Origin of the sequence: Sphingobacterium spiritivorum (assembly GCF_016724845.1) — a bacterium.
In the GTDB taxonomy this organism is placed as follows: Bacteria; Bacteroidota; Bacteroidia; order Sphingobacteriales; family Sphingobacteriaceae; genus Sphingobacterium; species Sphingobacterium spiritivorum_A.
Genome location: NZ_CP068082.1, coordinates 4891447 through 4914471 on the forward strand (window position 1 = coordinate 4891447; position 23025 = coordinate 4914471).

Annotated in this window: 18 protein-coding genes and 1 tRNA gene; 14 read left to right on the top strand and 5 right to left on the bottom strand. The window is 41.7% G+C overall.

Annotated features, from left to right (window positions below; genetic code table 11):
* Positions 1–10: 10 nt before the first annotated feature.
* Positions 11–3214, top strand: coding sequence for an efflux RND transporter permease subunit (locus I6J03_RS20945; RefSeq protein WP_003005871.1), 3204 nt, complete (start codon positions 11–13; stop codon positions 3212–3214).
* 26 nt (positions 3215–3240) lie between these two features.
* Complete coding sequence (locus tag I6J03_RS20950; protein WP_201693962.1) at positions 3241–4665, top strand: efflux transporter outer membrane subunit; 1425 nt, start codon at positions 3241–3243, stop codon at positions 4663–4665.
* 89 nt (positions 4666–4754) lie between these two features.
* Here I6J03_RS20950 and I6J03_RS20955 read toward each other — a convergent pair whose 3' ends face one another.
* From I6J03_RS20955 to I6J03_RS20975, 5 genes are all read right to left on the bottom strand, one after another.
* Positions 4755–5717 (bottom strand): helix-turn-helix transcriptional regulator, encoded by a 963-nt coding sequence (locus I6J03_RS20955; protein WP_003005877.1) that lies wholly within the window; start codon positions 5715–5717, stop codon positions 4755–4757.
* A gap of 106 nt (positions 5718–5823) precedes the next feature.
* Positions 5824–6120, bottom strand: a complete 297-nt coding sequence (locus I6J03_RS20960) for a transcriptional repressor (protein WP_003005880.1) — start codon at positions 6118–6120, stop codon at positions 5824–5826.
* Between the two features lie 35 nt (positions 6121–6155).
* Positions 6156–7871 carry a heme ABC transporter ATP-binding protein gene (locus tag I6J03_RS20965; protein ID WP_003005882.1) on the bottom strand — a complete coding sequence of 572 codons (1716 nt, stop codon included), beginning with the start codon at positions 7869–7871 and terminating at the stop codon, positions 6156–6158.
* 19 nt (positions 7872–7890) lie between these two features.
* Positions 7891–8916, bottom strand: coding sequence for a FecCD family ABC transporter permease (locus I6J03_RS20970; protein WP_003005884.1), 1026 nt, complete (start codon positions 8914–8916; stop codon positions 7891–7893).
* Positions 8917–8923: 7 nt separating this feature from the next.
* On the bottom strand, positions 8924–9778 hold the full coding sequence (locus I6J03_RS20975) for a heme/hemin ABC transporter substrate-binding protein (protein WP_201693963.1): 855 nt from the start codon (positions 9776–9778) through the stop codon (positions 8924–8926).
* A gap of 325 nt (positions 9779–10103) precedes the next feature.
* On the opposite strand from I6J03_RS20975, the gene I6J03_RS20980 reads away from it, so the two are divergent.
* The 12 genes from I6J03_RS20980 (at position 10104) to I6J03_RS21035 (ending at position 22566) form a co-directional block, all read left to right on the top strand.
* Positions 10104–12425 carry a TonB-dependent receptor gene (locus I6J03_RS20980; protein WP_003005892.1) on the top strand — a complete coding sequence of 774 codons (2322 nt, stop codon included), beginning with the start codon at positions 10104–10106 and terminating at the stop codon, positions 12423–12425.
* 69 nt (positions 12426–12494) lie between these two features.
* Positions 12495–13244, top strand: a complete 750-nt coding sequence (locus I6J03_RS20985; RefSeq protein ID WP_232279672.1) for an HmuY family protein — start codon at positions 12495–12497, stop codon at positions 13242–13244.
* A gap of 153 nt (positions 13245–13397) precedes the next feature.
* Entirely contained in the window at positions 13398–14141 is a 744-nt protein-coding gene (locus I6J03_RS20990; protein ID WP_232279673.1) for an HmuY family protein, read from the top strand.
* A gap of 55 nt (positions 14142–14196) precedes the next feature.
* Positions 14197–15177 (top strand): hypothetical protein, encoded by a 981-nt coding sequence (locus I6J03_RS20995; protein WP_232279674.1) that lies wholly within the window; start codon positions 14197–14199, stop codon positions 15175–15177.
* 62 nt (positions 15178–15239) lie between these two features.
* On the top strand, positions 15240–15845 hold the full coding sequence (locus I6J03_RS21000; protein ID WP_003005904.1) for a hypothetical protein: 606 nt from the start codon (positions 15240–15242) through the stop codon (positions 15843–15845).
* Between the two features lie 89 nt (positions 15846–15934).
* A complete protein-coding gene (locus I6J03_RS21005) occupies positions 15935–16909 on the top strand; it encodes a hypothetical protein (protein ID WP_003005906.1) in 975 nt (324 codons plus the stop codon).
* A 129-nt stretch (positions 16910–17038) separates the two neighbouring features.
* On the top strand, positions 17039–18157 hold the full coding sequence (locus tag I6J03_RS21010; protein ID WP_003005909.1) for a cytochrome-c peroxidase: 1119 nt from the start codon (positions 17039–17041) through the stop codon (positions 18155–18157).
* 263 nt (positions 18158–18420) lie between these two features.
* On the top strand, positions 18421–19719 hold the full coding sequence (locus I6J03_RS21015) for a S41 family peptidase (protein ID WP_003005911.1): 1299 nt from the start codon (positions 18421–18423) through the stop codon (positions 19717–19719).
* Positions 19720–19831: 112 nt separating this feature from the next.
* Positions 19832–20392, top strand: coding sequence for a biliverdin-producing heme oxygenase (locus tag I6J03_RS21020; RefSeq protein WP_003005916.1), 561 nt, complete (start codon positions 19832–19834; stop codon positions 20390–20392).
* 148 nt (positions 20393–20540) lie between these two features.
* A complete protein-coding gene (locus tag I6J03_RS21025) occupies positions 20541–21095 on the top strand; it encodes a TetR/AcrR family transcriptional regulator (RefSeq protein ID WP_232279675.1) in 555 nt (184 codons plus the stop codon).
* Between the two features lie 7 nt (positions 21096–21102).
* On the top strand, positions 21103–22347 hold the full coding sequence (gene fabF, locus I6J03_RS21030) for a beta-ketoacyl-ACP synthase II (RefSeq protein ID WP_003005920.1): 1245 nt from the start codon (positions 21103–21105) through the stop codon (positions 22345–22347).
* 145 nt (positions 22348–22492) lie between these two features.
* Positions 22493–22566, top strand: a tRNA-Pro gene (locus I6J03_RS21035).
* Positions 22567–23025 lie beyond the last annotated feature (459 nt).

Sequence of the window (23025 nt, forward strand, 5' to 3'; positions counted from 1 at the left end):
TAAAAAGACTATGCTTAAAAAATTTATAGAAAGACCTGTACTGGCGACTGTAATCTCCATTCTGCTCGTGATCCTCGGCGTGATGGGAATGCTTCGCTTACCGCTTCAACAGTTTCCGGATATTGCTCCTCCGGCTGTACAGGTTATGGCGCTCTATCCGGGTGCTAATGCTGAGACTGTACTTCGTGCTGTAGCGCCTTCTCTTGAAGAATCCATCAACGGAGTTGAAAATATGAGCTATATGAGCTCCACGGCAAGTAATGACGGTTCACTGATGATCACAGTTTACTTTAAGTTAGGAACGGATCCTGACCAGGCAGCTGTGAATGTGCAGAACCGCGTGGCGCAGGCCACCAGCCAGTTACCTAGTGAAGTTATACAAGCCGGTATTACCACGGCTAAGCAACAGAACAGTCTGATTATGGTACTCGATCTTTATACAGAAGATGAAGGCCGTTATGATCAGACCTTTCTGAATAACTATGCCCAGATCAATATTATTCCCGAATTAAAGCGTATATCCGGTGTGGGACAGGCTTTAATCTTCGGTGGTAGTAAAGATTATTCTATGCGGGTGTGGCTGGATCCGAAACAAATGGCCAGTTATAAACTGACACCTTCGGAAGTCATGACTGCTATACAGGACAAAAACGTAGAAGCTGCTCCCGGTAAATTTGGGGAAAGTAGCCGGGAAGCATTTGAATTCGTAATCAAATACAAGGGTAAATTAAACCAACCTGCGGATTATGAGAATATTATTATCCGTTCCAATGCAGATGGTTCTATTCTGCGGCTCAAAGACGTAGCCCGTGTAGAATTAGGAGCATATACGTACGGAAGTAATACCCGTATTAATGAAAAATCGGGTATCAATATCGGAATTATGCAACTGGCAGGTTCTAATGCCAATGAGATTCAGATCGCTATACAGCAATTAATGGAAAAGGCTGAAAAAGACTTTCCAAAAGGTGTAAAATACTTAGTACTTTACAACACTAAAGATGCGTTGGATCAATCCATCAGTCAGGTACAGCATACTCTTATAGAGGCCTTTTTACTGGTTTTTCTGGTCGTATTCCTTTTTCTTCAGGACTTCAGATCTACCCTTATTCCGGCTATTGCCGTACCGGTAGCGATCATTGGGACATTCTTCTTTATGCAGCTCTTCGGTTTCTCGATCAATTTGCTTACCCTGTTTGCATTGATACTCGCTATCGGTATAGTAGTGGATGATGCTATAGTCGTGGTGGAAGCGGTGCATGCGAAGATGGAACATACCCACCTTCCGCCAAAACTGGCTACTACTTCGGCCATGAGTGAGATCACAGGGGCGATTATTTCTATTACGCTGGTCATGTCTGCCGTATTCCTTCCTATCGGTTTTATGGAAGGATCTACAGGTGTATTTTACAGACAATTTGCTTTTACACTGGCCATCGCTATTGTTATTTCAGCGATCAATGCGCTGACACTGAGCCCTGCATTGTGTGCATTATTTCTTAAAGCACCGCAGCACTCCGAACATCCGGCTCCCAAAGTATCCTTCAAAGAGAAATTCTTTGCCGGTTTCAACGTAGGATTTGATCGGTTGACAAAAAACTATGTGGGAAGTCTCCGTTTTCTGGTCAAATACAAATGGGTGGGTCTTGCAGGATTAGCCATTGTAGTCCTGCTGACTGTACAGATGGTACGCAAAACACCTACCGGATTTATTCCTTCAGAAGATCAGGGCTTTATTGCCATATCTCTTTCTATGCCTGCCGGAGCTTCATTAGACCGCACGAATCAGGCTTTAAGAGAAGCTGAAAAACAACTTCAACATGCGCCGTTTACACAGACCCTCAATGTGCTTTCCGGATTTAACATCCTGACACAATCGACAAGTCCTTCGGCCGGAGTTGCCTTTATTCTGCTCAAACCGCATGATCAACGGGGAGATATCAAAGATATCAATGCCATCATGGGTGATGTCAATCAAAAACTGGCCGGAATTAAAGGTGCCAATTTCTTCGTATTCACCTTTCCTACTGTTCCTGGATTCAGTAATGTAGACGGTCTGGATATGGTATTACAGGACCGTACCGGAGGTGAACTCGGGAAATTCAGTACTATAGGTCAGAAATTCATCGGAGAGCTGATGCAACGTCCGGAGGTAATGATGGCTTTTACCACATTCAGGGCAGACTATCCGCAATACGAACTGGAAGTCGATGATGTAAAAGCTGAACAGTTAAGTGTAAGCACAAGAGATATTCTGCAGACGATGCAGTCGTACTTTGGCAGTGCACAGGCATCAGATTTCAACAGGTTTGGTAAGTATTACCGTGTCATGCTGCAGGCAGATAAGACAGAACGATCTGAACCTTCGGCCATGGATGGTATTTATGTAAAAAACAAATTTGGAGAGATGGTTCCGATCAATACGCTGGTAAGACTCAACCGTGTATACGGACCGGAGACAGCATCCCGTTACAACCTGTTTAATTCAATCGGTATCAACGCGATTCCAAATCCGGGATTCAGTTCAGGAGATGCTATCCGTGCCGTGGAAGAAGTTGCCGCTCAGCACCTGCCGTCAGGATTTACCTATGAGTTCTCGGGTATGACCAAGGAAGAGATCACCTCCGGAGGTCAGTCTACAGTGATCTTTATTCTATGTCTGGTATTTGTATACTTTCTGCTGGCTGCTCAATACGAAAGCTATATTATTCCTTTGGCAGTAATCCTTTCTATCCCTACCGGAATATTCGGTGTATTCGCTGCTATCGGGATGACTGGTATTTCGAATAACATCTATGTACAGGTAGCCCTTGTGATGTTGATCGGTCTGCTGGCCAAGAATGCTATTCTGATAGTAGAATTTGCCATTCAAAGGCGCAGGACAGGACTCTCTATTGCGGCATCCGCTTTTGAAGCAGCGAAGCTTCGTCTGCGTCCTATTATCATGACCTCTTTAGCATTTATCGTAGGTATGATCCCGATGATGGGTGCTACAGGACCTTCAGCACAGGGAAATCATTCGATCAGTATTGCTGCTGCAGGAGGTATGTTTTCGGGAGTAGTTCTTGGATTATTTATCATACCTGTATTGTTTATTATTTTTCAGAGCCTGCAGGAAAAAGTATCAAAGCCTGATTTTAAAAAGAAAAACGGATCAGCAGTTACAGCTGTGACAGGACATGAGCTACAGATGGCTGATCCTTCTCAATCTTAACTGCACAACTATTATATATCACTTATATGAACATTAAATTCTATAGCGTCACTATCTTTCTGATTACACTCATCCTGTCCGGATGTAAGACAGAGCGGTTAGCAACTCATATACCGGTCACCCTTCCCGATAATTATCGGGAAAGTGGTGCCCTTAAGACAGATACGAATACTATCGGCTCTATTCCCTGGCGGGAATTTTTCAAAGATACCATGCTGCAACAATTAATAGATTCGGCAATCCGGCAGAATATGGATATGCAACTTGCAGTAAAAAACATTGAAGCTTCGCGCCTGTTGTTAAATCAGGCTAAAGCAGGCAATCTGCCTACTCTTCAGCTGCGTGTCAATGCAACCAGTACAAATCCGTCCAACAACAGCATGAATGGGCTTAGCCTCAATCAGTTTCTGGGTGCGAATCATGTGGAAGATTATACAGCTGCCCTATCCCTCTCATGGGAAGCAGATATCTGGGGCAAGATCAAAAATCAAAAAGCCGCAGCACTGGCCTCCTACCTTCAAACCGAAGAAGCCCGGAAAGTAGTGCAGACACAACTTGTCTCTCAGGTTGCACAGGGATATTATCAGCTCTTGATGCTCTATCAGTTGCAGGATATTGCTAAAAAGAATCTGCGCCTGAGTGACAGTACGCTACGTATTGTGCAATATCAGTATGAAGTCGGTGATATCAGTTCTTTAGCAGTAGAACAGGTAGCGGCACAGCGCCTGGCTGCAGCAGCTCTTATTCCGGATTTTGAACAGCAGGTACAGATACAGGAAAATGCCATCAGTGTACTTAGTGGTCAGTTGCCACACGCTATTGCAACTACAGCAACATTGAATACCATTACACTCCCCGAACATCTGCAGGTCGGTATTCCTGCTGCTATGTTGAGCCGCAGACCCGATGTAAAAAGCGCAGAATTAGCGATAGCAGCAGCTCAGGCTAATCAGCAGACTGCAAAAGCAAGTATGTATCCCTCGCTGGTGATCAGTGCAGATGCCGGAGTAAATGCATTCAAATCCAGCAATTGGTTTAATCTGCCGGCTTCTCTTTTTGGAGTAGTGGCAGGCAGTATTACACAGCCCATATTGCAACGCAAACAATTACGTACACAATATGAAGTATCCCGCGTTGAACAGGAAAAAAGTGTGATCAGATTTAAGCAATCTGTTATTACGGCTGTAGGAGAAGTATCAGATGCCATGATCTCCATACGTAAGTTAAAAGAAAAAGAAGTAATTGCGGCCGATAGAACAAACAGATTAAGAAATGCCATTGGACATGCTGATCTTTTGTTTGAAACGGGTATGGCAACCTATCTGGAAGTCATTACTGCACAAAGTAATGTATTACAGAGTGAACTGGAACTTGCTCAGCTCAAAAAGGCTGAACTGGCAGCTATAGTCGATCTTTACAGAGCATTAGGTGGCGGATGGACTGCCGAATAGCAGATTAAAGCAAATCTCGCATATACAACAAACGCCCTACATATGTCGGGCGTTTGTTTTTATATCTATAATAAGCTCGCTGCATGCCGTTATGTTTTTAACTCTCCCGGAGATATCCCATAGTACTTTTTAAATGCACTGCTGAAATTATTCTGATGACCAAATCCTGTAAGCAGTGCAACTTCATATACAGTCATTTGTTTGGCAAGCAGTAAAATCCTCGCTTTTTCCATACGTACACGTGTGAGATAGTCGTGTATGGTGACCGAAAAATATTCTTTAAAATCCTTACGCAGTTTACTTTCACTCATCATTACTTCAGAAGCCAGCTCCTTTTGCGTTGGTGGATTTGCGATACGTTGTTCCAGTATCTGGCGAGCCATTTCCAAACGATATATATCATCTTCATTAAAGAGGTCATTATTCGGCGTTCCCTGCTCATTGTATTGTTCAAACTGATACATCAGCAATTCCACAATCCGGGATTCGGTATGCAGTCTCCGGATCTCTCCCGTCTTTTTGGATGTGAGAAGTTCATCAATAGTATGCTGCATCTCATAAGTAGCCATCAGATCTTCCTCCGCAAAAGAAGTATAATGTCCCTTTTCTATATTCTTGACAAAGTCTCTGTGAAGTAAAGAATCCCGTTTTATCAGATTGAGATAATATTCTTTAGATATCACCGCAATAAAGTAACTGTAATCCACTCCTGTCTTTACCTCATGACTGGACTTGACTGTAGGGATATAACGGATATTGTGTCTGCTCATACCGTACTGCGATTTACTGTCAATAGATTTGTAGAAAATAAACTGACTGGTAATCACCTCTCCTTCTACCTCCGTATAAATATGCACCGGCTGATCAAACCGCATATTGGTGTGCAAAATAAAGAGACCGCTCGTGGATAACTGAAAATTGGTCATCGTAATCGGATCCCGTTTGATTTCTACCCGCTTTTCGACCAACGGCTTATCCGGAATATACAGATCAGGAATTTCTTCTATAAAAAGCCATTCATCTAATTCTTCTATTTTACTTTTGATCAACATACAGATGAAACAGGATTACGTTAGGGCTAAAGATACATGATTTTTTCAGGAAACGTTAGTTATTTAAAATCTTTCTAAATAGAATATCGAATAAAAAGTTTCAGGTTTATGCCTGTCTGCTCATCTGTAACAAAGGCCGGTAATGTGTCTTACGATCTTCTCCTGTGCGTTGCTCTACAATACCCGCTTTTACTAATAATTTTAGGGTCTGGTATATACAGCTGATACTGACATGGCGTTGCAGGCTGATCCACAGATCTACAGCATCAATCCAGTCACGATGTAACAAGATATTTTCCAAAATATACTGTCTTTTCTTCGAGTGTTGCAGCTGCTGTTCTGCATAATAGGATTCCAACATTTGCTGTACTTTTACCGGAGTGGAAGATGATAGATTGCTCATAAGTAATTGTTTTATAAATTGGTATCAGTTTTTACTCAAGTATTTAATAAAGAAGACCATTCCGGCGAATTATCTGCCGGAATTACACTTTTATCTACCTGCACGGAAATCATAATATGCTGATTGCTGTCACATATGTCCATGGAAATCAGTCCCGCATCATCTGCAACTTTACTTATCCATATATGGGATGACTGTATGTTGTCTATGGTGAGAACAAGTTTTTTATCCAGTATCATATATCGTCCTCCCTGATCTACCAGATTTTGAATACAGCCGCTGTACTGTTGACGACAGCCGTTATTGCGGATGAAAAATGAAACCGGTAACTGTTCTGCGGCAGATCTGGCCAGTATCCTTTTGAAGAAAGCAAAATCCTTTTTAGTGATACTATCATACGAAACGGTCTCCTGTTTATTCAACAGTCGCTCACACGATTTCTCTGCAGCTGTGAGTGTCTGTTGGGCAGCCTTATAAGAACCCAGCAAGTGCATAAATGCATGCTGAAAGTCCGAACCATCTCCCAATGTCACCATAAAGACCAAATGGCCGCTTTCATCATAAAATCTGAGGCTTTTCTCCCATTGATGCGCTACAGCAAGAACCGTTTTGCATTTTGCCAGTTCGATCTGTATCTCAGACGTATTATCCCTAAATATAAAATATCCTTCCTCCAGTTCCGGTTCCTCCAGTATACAACGAATGTCCATCTGTACAATCTCAGTTCGTACGGATGAATTGATAATACCCAATCCGACCAAACCTTTGAGTAATCCTGCATACTCTTTGTTTAGAACAGCTACCTGATTGGGGTATGCGATAAAGAGCAAATCGATTTCAGAAATTTCGAGTTGTTTAGCCAGCACTGATAGAGAAGCATTGGGATGCAGGTCATGAAGCTGCAAATAACGTTCTCTCAAATCTCCTTCCGTCTTGCGCGCCGGCAGTTTACTATTGAAATGAGCAGCATCCATTTCGATTTCTTCCATTCTTATCAACGGTTTCAGGGTTTTGGGATGTATGTGTACATCTGCTTCTACCGAAAATACCGTATACAAACTTTGCTTATCCAGTACCTCTATTGCTGTACCATCAAACCATTTTCTACCGTTTTTGAGCATAATAATACGATCGGCATATATACTGGCCAGATTCACATCGTGAAGTACCACCACTACCATAAATCCCTTTCTTGACAAAGCCTTTGCAATGGCCAGCACCTGCTGCTGATAACGCAGATCTAATGCAGAAACAGGTTCGTCCAATAGTAAAAGACTATCCGGATTATCCCAAAGCTGAGCCAGTACACGAGCCAGTTGTACACGCTGTTGCTCCCCTCCGGAAAGATTCAGGTAAGAACGATCGGCAAACAGTTCTACTCCACAAATCTTCATGACTTCATTCACAATATCCAGATCATGTGCAGCAGGACTGGATTTAAAATGCGGGTATCTTCCCATGATCACAATATCTTTCACCTTAAATGCCATACTCATGGCATTTTGCTGAGAAAGCATCGCTCTTCGTTTAGCCAGTTCTGTCACATGGTAACTACTCAAGGGCTTACCATACAGATGTATACTGCCCTCTGTAGCTTCCAGATCGCCACTAAGCAGACGCATTAATGTAGATTTGCCGGCCCCGTTAGCTCCAAGCAACGCTAAGACTTCACCTTCTCTCAATTGAAAGGAGACGTCTTTGAGCAGTTTTCTACCTTTTATTTCATAAGTAAGTTTTTCGACACGCAACATGCTGTATACTTTTAATTCGCTATTCTTCAGTCAATAAAATGTAAAGGAAAACCGGAGTTCCCAATAATGCGGTGATGACCCCTATCGGCAGCTCAACAGGAGCGGCCAGTACCCTTGCTAAAATGTCCGCCACCGTCAGTATCAATGCGCCAAATAACGCTGAACTTACCAGGACATATTTATGTTCTACACCTCCCATCAGACGTACAGTGTGGGGGACTAATAATCCTACAAAGCCAATAATCCCGGATACAGACACCGAAGCTCCTACCGCCATAGTAGATAAGAGCACCACCCACCTTTTGACCCGGTCGGTACGCATTCCCAGCAGATCAGCCTGTGATTCGCCCAATGCAAAGGCATTCAATGCTTTACTGAAAAAAGGCAGTATCAGCAATGGGATCAGTATAAACGGAGTAATGGCCGCTACATTTTCCCAGGTAGCACCTCCCAGACTGCCTAACATCCAGAAAGTGATGGTACGCAGCTGCTGTTCATCCGCCATATACGTAATAAGACCTGTCAACGCCCCTGCAAATGCATTGATGGCGATTCCGGCCAGCAACATCGTGGTGACCCGGGGTCTTCCTTTTTTTCTGGATAACTGATAGACCAGTAAAGAAGTAATACCCGCTCCTGCAAAAGCTCCGAAAGCCAGCAGATAATAGCCGATTAATTCGCTCAAACCTACAAACAATACGGTTTCAAATGCGATAATCAGTACTGCAAATAAAGACGCACCTGCCGATATACCAATCAGTCCGGGCTCAGCAAGAGGATTGCGGAAGATACCTTGAATAGCAGCTCCCGAGATCCCAAGTGCTGCACCTACCAACACACCCATTAAAACACGCGGCAGGCGCACTATAAACAACACATCACCGTATATATCATCTACTGCAACGGAAGAAGCCAGCCCTATCTTCTGTCCCAGCAAGATCAGCACATCCCGTACAGGAATATAAAATGCTCCCATTCCCATAGCGACAATCATGGCCACAGGTAGAATAATAATAAGACTGATACTAATAATTTTTTCTTTCATCGGTATTTTACAAAGAAGCCACAATAGCTTTATTCAACTGTGCTACAGCTTCAGGTAAGCGTGTACTGAAATTGATCAGTAAAGGACCATTCATCTGGATTATTCTTTTATTTTTTCCGGCTTCCGTCACCCGCATTCCCGGCATCTTCAGCACTGCATCCTTTCCCCCCAGACTGCTTACCCCAAAATCAAACATCAGAATAATGTCCGGATTCGCTTTCACCAATGATTCAGTTGTATAAGGTTTGAAATCAGCAAATTCCTGAACCGCATTACGTGCGCCGGACAATTCGATAATCGCATCCAGGCTGCTCCCCTTACCCGCCACACTCATCGTACCGGTACCTCTTGCATACACAAACAATACTTTGGGTTTACGTCCTTTCAGATTCTTCTGAGCTGCTGCCTGTGCTTCAGCCATATCTTTACTAAGCTTGCTGGCCAGCGTCTTACCTTTATTACTATCACCTAAAGCCTGGGCGACAGCCTGGACATAGTTCATTGCACCTTTGGCAGAATAAATCTGTTTGATCGTTACGAAGCGTATACCAGCAGATTTTAGCTGACGTATAATTCCTGCACTTACATCACCTTCTGCTGCCAAAATCAGATCCGGTTGATAGGCTATAAGTACTTCAGCACTTACAGAGCGGTTCTTACTTACTTTTGGCAAAGCTCCTGCTGCAGCCGGAGATACACTTGTCACATCAGTGGCTACGACAGTACTGCCGTATCCTAAAGCATATACCGTCTCAGTCAGCGCACTGCTTAATGTAATGATACGTTTTGGCAGTCCGTATACAGATGAGCATATACAGCTAAAAAGAAGAAAGCAACTCAGTAATTTGTGTATAAAAGTCATTTGTTTCCGATTACAATGTGTCCGTTTATTTTACAAAACAATCAATAATTAGTCTAAATAAAAATTTTACATTTTATAAACATCTTCTGTTTTTGTTAACACAAATACACTAACAGATTGATTTAATGCCTATTATGATTAACCTAGCAATAGTTTACACTCAAATAAATATCACTTTACATATAATATTTAGCAGATTTAATACAGGTTTTCTCGATGACAATGACTTGTTTTGCAATATTATTTAGATTGATTAAAAATAAAAATAGTGAATCAAATCGTTTTTTGTATCAAAAACATTATCTGTATACTTTTTTTTACGGTTATGCATCAGCTTGTCTACAGCCAGCAAAAGCTTCATATCAACGGATATGTAGCGGATGCCGACGGACAGCTTATTCCCAATGCAACTGTAACACTGCTGCCGGATAATAAAGTAGTAATGACAGATGAAAAAGGACGATTCAGTTTTGCGGAATTATATGAAGGAACCTACAAAATCCGCATATCCTGTGTAGGCTATAAGGCTTTAGAGAAGGAACTTGATCTGGAGAGAAGGAGTCTTCAGCAACTAAAACTCATCATTGAAGCCGATGAAACCAGTTTACGTGAAGTGGCAATCGAACAACGCATACCCAGCGTAGATAATCTGCTGCGGGCGGAACAGGCAGCCATGCCGGTGACGGTGATCACACGCAGGCAAATTGAACTTATGGGGAGCCGACGCCTGGATGAGGTCATGAAGGAACAGACCGGAGTGGCAGTCGTAAATGATATATCAGGCGGATCCCGTGCCGTAGGCGTACAAATGCAAGGATTCAGCAGCAATTATGTAATGGTGCTGATCGATGGACAACCTATGCTGGGTCGCAATAACGGAAATTTCGATCTTTCCAGAATATCTGTAACTAATATTGAACGTATAGAAATCATCAAGGGAGCTTCTTCCTGTCTGTATGGAAGTGATGCTCTTGGCGGAGCGATCAATATCATTACGCGACACGGAGCATTAGCTCCTCAGGCCAACGCATCCATTCTTTACGGAAGCCTCAATATCGTAGATGCTACCCTTGAAGCTGAAGCACCATTTGCTTCCCAAAGAGGATCTGTAGTGGTATCTGGCAACTATTATCGGACAGATGGCTTTAACAGCAACAGCTATATGAAAGATGGCACGACGCTGCCACCCTATTCCAATTATAGTTTCCAGGGGCGTACGCGCTACCGCCTTACCAAAAAAGGGACGGTAGGATTCACGGCACGATATGCCGAACGGCATTCCACGATGATCAACGACTGGTCAGATGATCTGGTGAATAAAGACAATCAGACAGACCGGGATCTCAACCTAGCCGCCAGCTATGATCATCAGTTTGAAAACGGATTCCGCAGTATGACCAGATATTACTATACCCGGTATGAAACACAGATGGATGCCGAGTGGGTAAAACAAAGTGCATTGATAAGTGCACAAAAGTTCGGACAGCAGATACACCGCATTGAGCAACAATTTGCTTACTCCCCGGTATCATCCGTCAAACTGACAGGAGGATTAGGCGGAAGCCTCGAACTCATGGACAACAAAGAATTGAGTGAAGAACGATCGCTCAACACTGCATTCGGATACATACAGGCCGAATGGAAAACATCGGACAAGCTCAATACACTGGCCGGTATACGCTATGATCGCACAAATGTATACGGCGGAAAAGCAAGTCCGAGTTTTGGTTTGCAATACAACCTGTCAACCAACCTGTTATGGAAAGCCGGAATCGGTGCAGGTTTCAAATCTCCGGATTACAAAATGAGGTATCAGGCATTCTTTAATCCGGCAGCCAACTACCTGGTATTAGGAACAGATGTACTGAAAGAAACCTTGCAGGCAATGGAAAATGCGGGTGAATTAAGCTATAAAAACAGCTATGTAGTCAATAAAATCGCCAACAATCTGCAGGCAGAAAAAAGTATGTCGTTCAACACAGGTATAGTGTGGCAACCTCAGAAACGTTTCAAAGCAGAAATGTCGGTGTTCTATCATCGTATCGACAATCAGATAAACAATGTGCTGGTAGGTTCAGGAACCACCATTGGTCAGATATACACCTACCGCAATCTGCCCAAGGCTGTTAATAAAGGCTTAGAACTGACGCTGACAACACAATTGCTGTCTGACCTGGAACTTTCTGCAGGCTATCAATACCTGATCGCCAAAGATCTGAGTGTATTGGACAGCATTCGTTCGGGAAAGTGGCCGTTCAATCAGACCATTAACAATCCTGTAACGGGGGAATCGACGCCGGTTACAACCAAAAGTTACTGGGGAATCGAAGACCGATCACGCCATATGCTCAATCTCAAAGCATTATATGTGTACAGACCACTGGATCTGAGTTTCAATGTAAGAGCCAATATCCGTGGTAAATATCCCTTCCAGGAAATAAATGGCAACCAGTTTATTGACAAATTTGATGCTTTTGTACCGGAACATGTGCTGCTCAATATCACAATAGAGAAAAAACTATGGAACGACCGACTATCGTTACGGGTCATAGGCGACAATATATTAAACTTTACCCATCAGTATATGCCGGGGCAACCCGGAAGAGTCATCCTAGGAGGTGTCGGTTATCGATGGTTTAAAGAATAAAACAAATCATACACAGCTATAATACAAATTATGATGAAATATCTGAATATACTAAACCCAAAAATACACATGGAAGATAAAAATCTTATTATGAATGAATTGTACCCTCTACATTGGTTCAGAAAAATAGGGTTTGGGCTGTTAAGTCTGCTTTTCATTCTGAGCACTTCATGCAGCAAGAATGAAGATGATCCCCGTCCATCATTGGAAGACGGCAAGAGCACGGTCGTATATGATCTGCCTGGAGATACGGAGGCATCCATGGCCGGCAATGTGGATGGAAAGGAGAAAAGAGACTTCTATACCTTCCTTTTCAGGTTTCGCGACAAACGGCAGATCTGGATCAAAACGAAGGCAGATTCTCTGCAATGGCTCAAATCCAAAGACTGGGATCTCGCTTTTACAGGTCCGTACAATTCAGAAATATATGTCAACAATGCCAATTACGAGTACAATCCGGGATTCGGAGGACAGGCATCCAATACAGCTGTTGTCTTGGTTGATCAGGCATATGAGAATGTAACTGCCGCTCCCGACGATGCAACCTTCAGCAAAAGTGAAGTCAATAAGATCGGATGGGCTTCTTCACAGGGATCTTACGGTTGGTTTCGATATAGTCTGGATACTCATATTATGCAGGCTTTGCCCAATCGTACCTATATTTTACGCCTGCCTGATGGAAAATATGCCAAGCTGCAACTCATTAATGCGTATAAAGGTAATCCTCCGGCAGTCACTAATCTAAACTGGCCGGCCCCTTATTATACATTCCGCTATTTTGTTCAGCAAGACGGAAGTAAAAACCTGACTACGAGATAATAAAAAGAGAAAATTGAAATCCGAATCTTATACAGGAAACCGAATTTCATACATTAAATAGCGGTTTTAATAGCATCACCTATTAAAAATACCTTTATCTTAGTATCATTATTTAGAATTAATTTAAATAAAAATAACAGTTATTATTAACACATGAAAAGTACAACCATCAACTCTTGCATCATGACGATCCAAAAGACCGTGTGGCTACCCATACTGGTAGGCTTTATATTTATCGGCTGCAGCAAGAGTGATACCCCACAACCTGATCCGGAACCAGAACCGCCTACTGCAGAGAGTATGTTTAACACCATCATTACAGTCAAAAACTTCGGGGAAGCCTTGCCACAGGGAAGTGAACCAACTACCAAACAATCTCCTATATATTTTAGCCTGGAAAGTAAACAAGGAATCAATCCGGACTACAAACAGACCTCCAGATGGGATCTTTCATTTGATGACATATACCGAAGTTTCCTGAATTGCAATACTCCCTTAAGGGGTGGAACCGGTAAAGGCGGAATTCTTATTGTCAAACAGAAGTTTGAAGATGTAACGGATGTTCCGGCTGATAATCTTTTCCGTACAGGCGAAAAATCTTACGGTACGGATGACTCCGGTGCTTTTGGAGAAGGTCTGGGCTGGTATCTGTATGATTTCGGAGGAACGATCAAAGGAGGTTCAGATCCGCGTAAAGCCCATGTATGCTATCCGATTGAAGGACACACAATCATTGTCCGGACAGCGAATGGTAACTATGCAAAAGTCAGGATACAAAGTATTTACAAAGATCTGCTAGACCCTAAAGATTGGTATAAAGATTCCCCTACACCTTATTTTACCTTCCAGTATGTATTGGTAAAAGCAGGAAGTAAAACATTTGAAATCAAAAAATAATAACCCTAGTCTTATCCGAATCCAGATGTTTAGTACACAAACACGAATCAAAAACATGAATAAAGTATATACATTGCTATGCGCATTGTTTTGCCTGGCGGTGACCTTCAGCTCCTGCACCAAGACAGAAGAACTAACCCCGCTGCCGGAAGATAAAATGCTGGAATATAAAGTGGTCAACCTTACAGACGATCAGGTTATCTACGGTGCTATTGACAATCAGAAAAATACAATTACGGTGTATCTTCCCTTCTACTATGGACTCTCCGTAATCGATCCGGAGATTAAACTTTCTAACGGAGCCAAATTAAAAGAAGAAATTCTTCCTGTTCAGGTAGAAGCTACAGGCACAACCTATACCGTCACCGCTGCGAATGGAATCTCCAGAACATATACTTTACATATAGTTCTTCAAAGTACACCTTCGCTGGCTGTATCCTGGCAGACTCCGCTTGCTCTTAGTCAATCTCCGGGAAAAACTATGCCCGCCATCCTCGGTAATTTTGCACACAGCAATGCCAGACTCGTTAAGGTTACCCTGATCAACCAGGAAAATCAGAAGCGTTACAGTATGGGAGTTAACAGTGCTTCTATAATGACTAGTGGGAACGACACCTATATTCTGCGCTTTAACGGCACAGAATATATAGACAGAATTCCTGCAGACATTACCAATGGCACGTACAAAGTCGAGGTACAAAGTCTGGGACATACCTCTGTTATCGCAGAACCTCTGACCATTACCTATGTACAGCCGGATGTCTATCTTCCAAAGTCTTCTATAGATCTTAAGAAAACAGATGAATGGGAAATTGTTCCCCAGTCCAACACTGTATTTCTGGGACTGCAAAAGGTTACGGCCACCGTCAATGGAAAGGACTATGTACTGCCTGTCAAATCATGGAGCAGAACCGCGTTAAAGGTTGGTTTTCCAACAGATTTTCCGGGAGGAAATTTGCCAGCTGTAACCGTCAGATTTGACTTCGAAGGATGGAAGTCCGTGACATTGAGTGCCTGGTTAAATATTACAACATAAGCATCCACAAGCCCATTGGGCATATATATCTTAAATATTATAACTTTTAAAAACACAAAAAAATGACAACAGTAAAATCATTCTTTAAAACGGCCTTAGCCATCGCTGCTTTGGCAACACTTACCGTATCTTGTAACAAAGACAATGAAAAAGTAACTCCCTTACAGTTAAATAAAACGCAGGCAAACTCTTCTCTATATGTTATCGATGGCCAATGGTGGTCACCAATGAATGCTGCTAACTGGCCGAATATCTATGTAGATATATCCGGAACAGGAGCACAAAGTCTGGATGATCTGGATCCGCATCAAATTGTTTTGGGTAGCCACGTAAACGGTAACATTTCTGCAGGAGCTGGATACTCAATCAAATTTATCGATAAAGACTATAGCACAGTAGTGGCTACAGACTGGGATTCTACAAATGCAGTTTCAGTGACCACACTTGGTCGCGAAACAGCCAGTACTCCTCCATACGGATGGTACAGATACAATACTACAACGCGTGCTAACGAAGCTATCGCAGGTCGTACTATTTTAGTAAGAAACACTGCCGGAACTATTACTTATGCTGTGAAACTAATTGAATTCACTAACGTAAGCCAAACAGGTTCAGGAGCAGGTCTTCAGGTTAAAGCTGATGCAAACATTGCATTCAAAACCTTATAAAATTTAATCAAAATGGATTGTCGGTAAGTGGATGTGCCGACAGTCCGTTTTAAATAACACATCCGCATACACTTTTATTTGTAAGCGCTATGCAACTTATTACCCAAATACAAAAACCTTATAATTTTTTACTCCTACTATCTGCGCTTTTTGCGTTTCTGTTATCTTCATGTTCCAAGGAATATGTAGATTTCCCGTACAATGAGATCGAGAGCTTTGAAGTGAAAGATGCCAGCGGCAATACACTTTCAGCCAGTATCGTCAACAATGAAATCATCCTGTATTGGCCACCCTATCAGGAAGAACCCACCAAATTGACACCAACTATTGTCGTATCCGATCGTGCCAGTATCAGTCCGACCTCAGGAACCGCTATCAGCATCAAAACAGATGAACCTACTCAGTATACGGTGAAAGCGCAGGACGGAACGACAAAAAAGTATACACTCAAACTACAGATCAATCAGCCAATGATAAGTGCCAGATTATCGCTGTCTGCTGATTTGGTATATAATATCGGATCATCACCAACAATCGGACTGAGTACCCAACATATTCTGACAGATAAGGCTAAAACAAATGCTTTTCTGATTGATGAAAGTAATAAAGAAACCCAATTAACAATTAAGACATTAGAAGCAAATGGTATCAGTGTAGTCGTACCGGCAGAACCTAACACCGGTAACTATCGTATCAAGATTATTTCAGGAATACGTTCGGTGATAACAGAAACATTCAAAATAGCACCTCCCGCATTCGGTGCAATAGTAACCAATGATATGGTGACGCGTAATATCAAACGAGGCGAGAAAATGTTACTTGATTACAATGTAAGTGCTTTTAAAAAATATTACAGTAATACAGTAGGCTCCTTCAAATTAATTGATTTGGGACGGATAGAACACATTATCACAGAAGTGAATTTTAATGAATCGACTCAAAAAATTGAAGTCACTATTCCTCAGGCAGTAGCATTAGGAAGAATAAGATCTTTCAACGCTTATGACAAAAACGGAGTATTGATAGGCAGTCTGGTAACCACAAATTATACGGTTACGCAGTAACAAGAATATAAGATAAGATAACAACGCTCAATTCATATCGTCAATACTATATTCCCAATATTATAACCTCTTTATTCATACGGTGAGTATCTGAAATTACAGATACTCATTTACTTACATTCTGATTTCATGCTATGTTCTGCCTCTAAATGGTTAATTACACTAATCATATTTGCTTTAAGCGCTTGTAGCAAAGCAAAAGGTCCGGATACAGATCCTCCTGTTATTTCGGTAGAAAAAAGTCTGAGAGCGCAATATGAAGCCAGTTCATCCTTATGGCCCAAACCTGTGCTCGATGAAGGAATCCCGCTCCGGGAGCTGGCCCTCATGCCCGCCGGTCCTGTTGATCCTGTTGCTCAGCGTAAGGTTCTCGCTTTGGGCAAAGTCCTTTTCTTTGATCCGCGCATTGGTCGTGGGGACAATTCCTGCTCTTCCTGTCATAATCCTGCAACCTACTGGGTAGACCGAAAAAAAACGGCTGAAGGCATCGCTACACATCACCGCAATACGCCTTCTATGGAAAATGTGTGGTATGTCAACGGCAGACTCTTTCATGACGGCCGTGCGAAGACTTATTCGGAGCAGATTGCTGAGGCTATCGAATCTCCCATCGAAATGGGAGGCAATACCTATACACTACCGGCTAAGCTGTCTGCTGTAAAGGATTATCTTTCTCTCTTCAAAGAAGCATATGGAGACCAGGAGATAAACAGAGAGCGTATACTGGATGCTATTGCCGTATATTCCCAAAGTATAGTAAGCGGAGAAACAGCCTTCGATAAATTTCTGAAAGGTCAGTATACAGCGCTCAGTGACCAGCAAATCGAAGGTTTACATCTCTTTAGAACCAAAGGAAGATGCCTGAATTGCCATAACGGACCATTTATGACCGATCTGGAATATCACAATTTAGGATATGCAAAAGATCGTACCGGAGCTCTTGACAATGGTCGATTTGTAGCCACAGGTAAAGAGTCTGATAAAGGCAGGTTTCGGACAGCAGGTCTTCGTAATGTAGCACAAACCTATCCTTATATGCATAACGGCAGCGTGGCCACATTGGATGAAATACTGGATCTGCTGGGCCAGGGAATACCTCAGACAAACGGACAGCAAATCAATGGCGAACTATCCCCTCATATCAAAAATCTGCGTCTGACAAGTACAGAACGAAAAGCCATTATATCGTTTTTAGAATCCCTGACCAGTGAACAGCCGCAAACTGAAAGACCTCTGATACCGCAGTAATAAAACACAAAACCCCGAAGCAGTGAAGTTACGGGGTTCCATTGTCAACAGTAAAATACCATTGGACACATATATCTTAAGGATGCAAAAATATAATTATCAACCGATTATAAGAAAGATAAAATGTTAAAGTTTGTAAAAATCGAAAAAATTATAGCCATAATTCTACATACATGCGTGTAAAAAAATATACACTATAATCATGCTATCAAATCTAATCAGTAAATTAGTCTCTGAATTAACTAACTAAAGAAATACAGAAGATGCAAAAAATATACAAGTCACGGCAGCCATGTTATAATATATGGGGCAGATACCTGCTATTTCTTTTCCTTCCTGCTTTCTTTCTCACCAGCTGTAAGAAAGATAAAGATCCCGATCCGGAAGAAGAAGAGATTATATCACCAACTACAGGTACACGTACCCAATTTACCCTGGATTCGATCTTCCTGTATGCCCGTCATGTATATCTCTGGCAGGATGCCTTGCCGACATATCAGGACTTTGATCCTCGAGTGAGATACGGAAACATCAGCCCTGAATTTACTGCATATAAAAAAGAGCTGTTTGATATTACACAGTATAAAAAAAACAGTGCAGGTATTCCGTTTGAAAATCCGATCGGGGCAGGTGTTCCCAAATATTCCTATATTGAAAAAGGAACAGGCAGATCCGGATCTACTGCTGCTATCGCAGCGACTTCATCTCCTATACTCTATCAGAAAACCTGGCAGGAGGGGAATCAAAGTATAGGATATATTGCACTGGGCTCCTTCCCTCTTCTCAGCAGTTGTCAGGCAGCTCTGGATGAATCATTTGCCGCAATGGCAGCATTTGCACCTTCCAATCTGATTATTGACCTGCGAAGTAACGGAGGAGGTTATGTGGAGACAGCGACATACCTGACAAATCTGATTGGGTCTACTGCTCTCAACGGAAAGGTCATGTTCACCGAACAATTCAATCCGATCATGCAAAACGGTAAAGCTACTATACTCAAACATCAGGTCTATCTGGACGAACAAGGCAAGACAGTATCCTATCAGGGACGTGTAGCCACAATGGCAGATGTAAATTTTTCAGAAAAAGAAAATACAAAAATTTTTGAAAAGAAAGGAAAACTGGAATCTGTCAAAAACATCTATTTTATTGTCACCGGCAGAACAGCTTCAGCAAGTGAGTTAGTCATCAGCAGTCTGATGCCGTATTTCCCGGTGAAGCTGATCGGACAAAAAACATACGGTAAACCTGTTGGTTTCTTTGCTATAAATATCGATCAGTATAACCTTTATCTTGCCAGTTTTCTGATTCGCAATGCAAATGGCTGGTCAGACTATTTTAATGGCATACCGATAGATGTGACTATCACCGGTACTTCATCTCTGCCTCTGGGAGATCCGAATGAACCCTATCTGGCAGCAACACTGGATCTTATCAGCGGGAAGGTCAAATCATCCACTTCAGCGCGTTCAGCAACTACACAGAGCACACAAACGGAACAACAGGAGATTCCCTATGTGCCCATGATCAAAAGCGATCTGAAACTGAAACCTTTGAACTAATGCGAAAACTAAAAAAGCGAAATTCATAGATTAATAAGCAGAAATCAGCATACAACAGAAGGAATTAATACGAATATTTGTATTAAACCGTTAAACTAATAAAGAATATACCATGTTAAGTCAACATATCAAAGAATCTACCAAATCTGCACATCAGGCACTGGAAGGTACAGTGGTTCGACAAATGAAAACCATTCGTTCAGAAGCTGATTACGCGGACTTTTTAAACAACTTTTATATCTATTTCAATGCTATTGAAAAAGCAATCCTGCCTTACATCAGCAAGGATGTACTACACGATTATGCTGATCGCAGAAAATCGGATTACATCAAAGCAGATATTGAGTCACTGGGAGGAACTGTAGAAAACAGATCGGATATCAAAGTTCCGGAAATCAGCAATCCGTTGGAAGCATTAAGCGCATTGTATGTACTGGAAGGCTCTATCATGGGAGGCCCAATTATTGTACAGATGCTTAATAAATATGGTATACACAAAGGCACCTCCTTCTTCTCCGGATATGGTGAGGACACAGGCAAGATGTGGGGAATATTCACTGCAGCTCTAAATGCTCAGGGTGAAAACCCGGATACACATCCCAAAGCCACAGAAATCGCCAACGAAACATTTTCCCGCTTCGGAGACGTATTCAATACGACACAAGTTTCCTAAAAATAGCTTTATCTTTTTTAAGACGGGTTAGCCAGCAGGCTTCCCGTCTTTTTTATTGATCCCTGTTTTCTATATCACACCACTCCTATTGCAGATATAAAAAAATAAATTTGCCTACCTACATGTAGGTAAGTATATTTGCATGGATATGGATACACGATCAGCCATACTTACATTAGCAGATAAACTCATTCGGGAGAAAGGGTTTAATGCTTTCAGCTTTTCTGATATTGCCAGACAACTGAATATAAGAAATGCATCTATTCATTATCATTTCCCTACCAAGACCGCATTGGGAGTTGCTGTAATTGATTATCATATTGATCATTTCAACACGACAAAGCACAATGCTGAGAATCTTTCAGCATTAGAAAAACTGGAAACTTTTTTCAGTATCCATGCCCAAATACAACTGGAAAAAAGAGTCTGCTTAGTAGGGTCGTTAGCCCCGGATTATCATACACTGGAAGATTGTATGACGGATAGACTCAAGGAATTTTCGTCTGCGATGCTGGATTGGGTTACCGGATTTTTAGAAGAAGGTAAAAATGAGGGCGTTTTTAATATAAATACAGATGTCCGGACAAAAGCTCTTTTGATCATATCCAATATGATTGCTATTGTTCCGCTTGCACGGCTGACGGACAAAAATGATTTCAAACTAATAAAAGAAGCTATTAAGAAAGAGCTTCTGCTAAAATAACAAGAAAATGAGAAGAGTAGTTATCACTGGACTTGGAGCTTTGACTCCTATCGGTAACAATGTAAAGAAATTCTGGCATTCCCTTATCCATGGTGTAAGTGGTGCTGCACCCATTACAAAATTTGACAGCAGTAAGTTCAAAACAAAATTTGCCTGCGAGCTTAAGGATTTTGATCCGCTGGATTATATGGACAAAGCCGAAATTCGCAAATATGATCCTTTTACCCAATATGCACTTATTGCAGCTGAAGAGGCTATAAAAGATGCTAATATCAATTTTGAAGAGTTAAACAGAAACAGAATCGGAGTAATATGGGGATCAGGAAACGGTGGTATACAAACTTTCCAGCAGCAGGTCAGTGAATTTGCACTTGGAGACGGTACTCCCCGCTTCAATCCGTATTTCATCCCCAAGATGATTGTAGATATTGCGGCGGGTATGATTTCAATAAAATATGGTCTCAGAGGTATCAACTTCTCCACAGTATCTGCCTGTGCAACCTCCAATACGGCTATTATAGATGCTTTCAACTATATCCGGTGGAACAAAGCCGATATGATTATTACAGGCGGATCGGAAGCTCCTATTACAGAAAGTTCTATTGGTGGATTCAATTCAGCGAAAGCCCTGTCCACACGCAACGATGACCCACAGCATGCATCCAGACCTTTTGATGTAAACAGAGATGGCTTTGTCATGGGTGAAGGTGCCGGAGCGCTGATACTGGAAGATCTGGAAAGCGCAAAGAAAAGAGGCGCAACTATTATTGCAGAAATCGTCGGTGGTGGAATGGCCGCTGATGCTTATCATATGACAGGTACACATCCGGAAGGTGAAGGCGCTTATCTGGGCATGCTAGCTGCACTGGAAGATGCAAACCTGCAACCTCAGGATATAGGTTATCTGAATACACATGCGACTTCCACAGCGCAGGGAGACTTGAGTGAACTGAGAGCTGCACTGCGTGTTTTCGGAGCAGAAAGCAATGTACATATCAGTGCTACAAAATCTATGACAGGACATCTCTTAGGTGCTGCCGGTGCAATCGAAGCAATTGCTTCGATCAAAGCTGTTCAGGAGAATATCATACCTCCTACCATCAACTCGGTGGAAATCGAACCGGAATTTAAAGATGTATTTGATTTTACGCTAGCGAAAGCGCAGCAAAAAGAACTGCATTATGCAATGAATAATACGTTCGGATTCGGGGGACATATTGCCACTTCAATTTTCAAAAAATATACTGATTAAAAGAGTTTTCTGAACACTCAAACTTCAGTCTCTTAATATCCGGAAGCATTCAGATCTGATGCTTCCGGATAAATATAAAAAGCTCAGGATTTGATCAAAAAAAATTGATTATAACCGTTCTCTTTGCTTTATTTGTATTTCCTTTCGGGATGTAGCGTAGCCCGGTATCGCGCCAGCATGGGGTGCTGGAGGTCGTCGGTTCAAATCCGGCCATCCCGACATAAGCCAATCAAAAGTTGGCTTTTTTATTTCACATCCCTTCTCTCAAGTTTTCAATAATCTCACCCTTTATTTAACCTAAACATCTCAATCAATACAATCCAAACTTTATGACCGCACAAAAAGATTCCACAAAACAAAACAAAAACACTTTAAAGAAAAAAAATATCATTATGAAGCTGCTAAAATAAAAAAAATACTATTTTTGTTTATTTAAATTAACCTTGGATATCATCGTAGTGAGAATCCGGATTAATAGAAAATGATAACTGCCCTATAAGAAGAAGTTATTCTTACAATAAACTTCACTTATGGATGCTTTTAAGAATATTTCCCTCTGAATTTTAGAATTAAAAAATCAGAATAAAATACACAAATGAGAAATATTATTATTAAATAATTAAATATAAAGTTTTATTAAAATTTACAATCATACAATAAATTAATCTAAAACTACCA

Coding starts and splice junctions, on each gene's coding strand:
- I6J03_RS21025 (WP_232279675.1), top strand. CDS start 20,541: ATGGATACACGATCAGCCATACTTACATTAGCAGATAAACTCATTCGG.
- I6J03_RS21010 (WP_003005909.1), top strand. CDS start 17,039: ATGCTATGTTCTGCCTCTAAATGGTTAATTACACTAATCATATTTGCT.
- I6J03_RS20980 (WP_003005892.1), top strand. CDS start 10,104: ATGCATCAGCTTGTCTACAGCCAGCAAAAGCTTCATATCAACGGATAT.
- I6J03_RS20960 (WP_003005880.1), bottom strand. CDS start 6,120: ATGAGCAATCTATCATCTTCCACTCCGGTAAAAGTACAGCAAATGTTG.
- I6J03_RS21020 (WP_003005916.1), top strand. CDS start 19,832: ATGTTAAGTCAACATATCAAAGAATCTACCAAATCTGCACATCAGGCA.
- I6J03_RS20990 (WP_232279673.1), top strand. CDS start 13,398: ATGAAAAGTACAACCATCAACTCTTGCATCATGACGATCCAAAAGACC.
- I6J03_RS21000 (WP_003005904.1), top strand. CDS start 15,240: ATGACAACAGTAAAATCATTCTTTAAAACGGCCTTAGCCATCGCTGCT.
- I6J03_RS20950 (WP_201693962.1), top strand. CDS start 3,241: ATGAACATTAAATTCTATAGCGTCACTATCTTTCTGATTACACTCATC.
- I6J03_RS20965 (WP_003005882.1), bottom strand. CDS start 7,871: ATGTTGCGTGTCGAAAAACTTACTTATGAAATAAAAGGTAGAAAACTG.
- I6J03_RS20975 (WP_201693963.1), bottom strand. CDS start 9,778: ATGACTTTTATACACAAATTACTGAGTTGCTTTCTTCTTTTTAGCTGT.
- I6J03_RS20995 (WP_232279674.1), top strand. CDS start 14,197: ATGAATAAAGTATATACATTGCTATGCGCATTGTTTTGCCTGGCGGTG.
- I6J03_RS20970 (WP_003005884.1), bottom strand. CDS start 8,916: ATGAAAGAAAAAATTATTAGTATCAGTCTTATTATTATTCTACCTGTG.
- I6J03_RS21005 (WP_003005906.1), top strand. CDS start 15,935: ATGCAACTTATTACCCAAATACAAAAACCTTATAATTTTTTACTCCTA.
- I6J03_RS20985 (WP_232279672.1), top strand. CDS start 12,495: ATGGAAGATAAAAATCTTATTATGAATGAATTGTACCCTCTACATTGG.
- fabF (WP_003005920.1), top strand. CDS start 21,103: ATGAGAAGAGTAGTTATCACTGGACTTGGAGCTTTGACTCCTATCGGT.
- I6J03_RS21015 (WP_003005911.1), top strand. CDS start 18,421: ATGCAAAAAATATACAAGTCACGGCAGCCATGTTATAATATATGGGGC.
- I6J03_RS20945 (WP_003005871.1), top strand. CDS start 11: ATGCTTAAAAAATTTATAGAAAGACCTGTACTGGCGACTGTAATCTCC.
- I6J03_RS20955 (WP_003005877.1), bottom strand. CDS start 5,717: ATGTTGATCAAAAGTAAAATAGAAGAATTAGATGAATGGCTTTTTATA.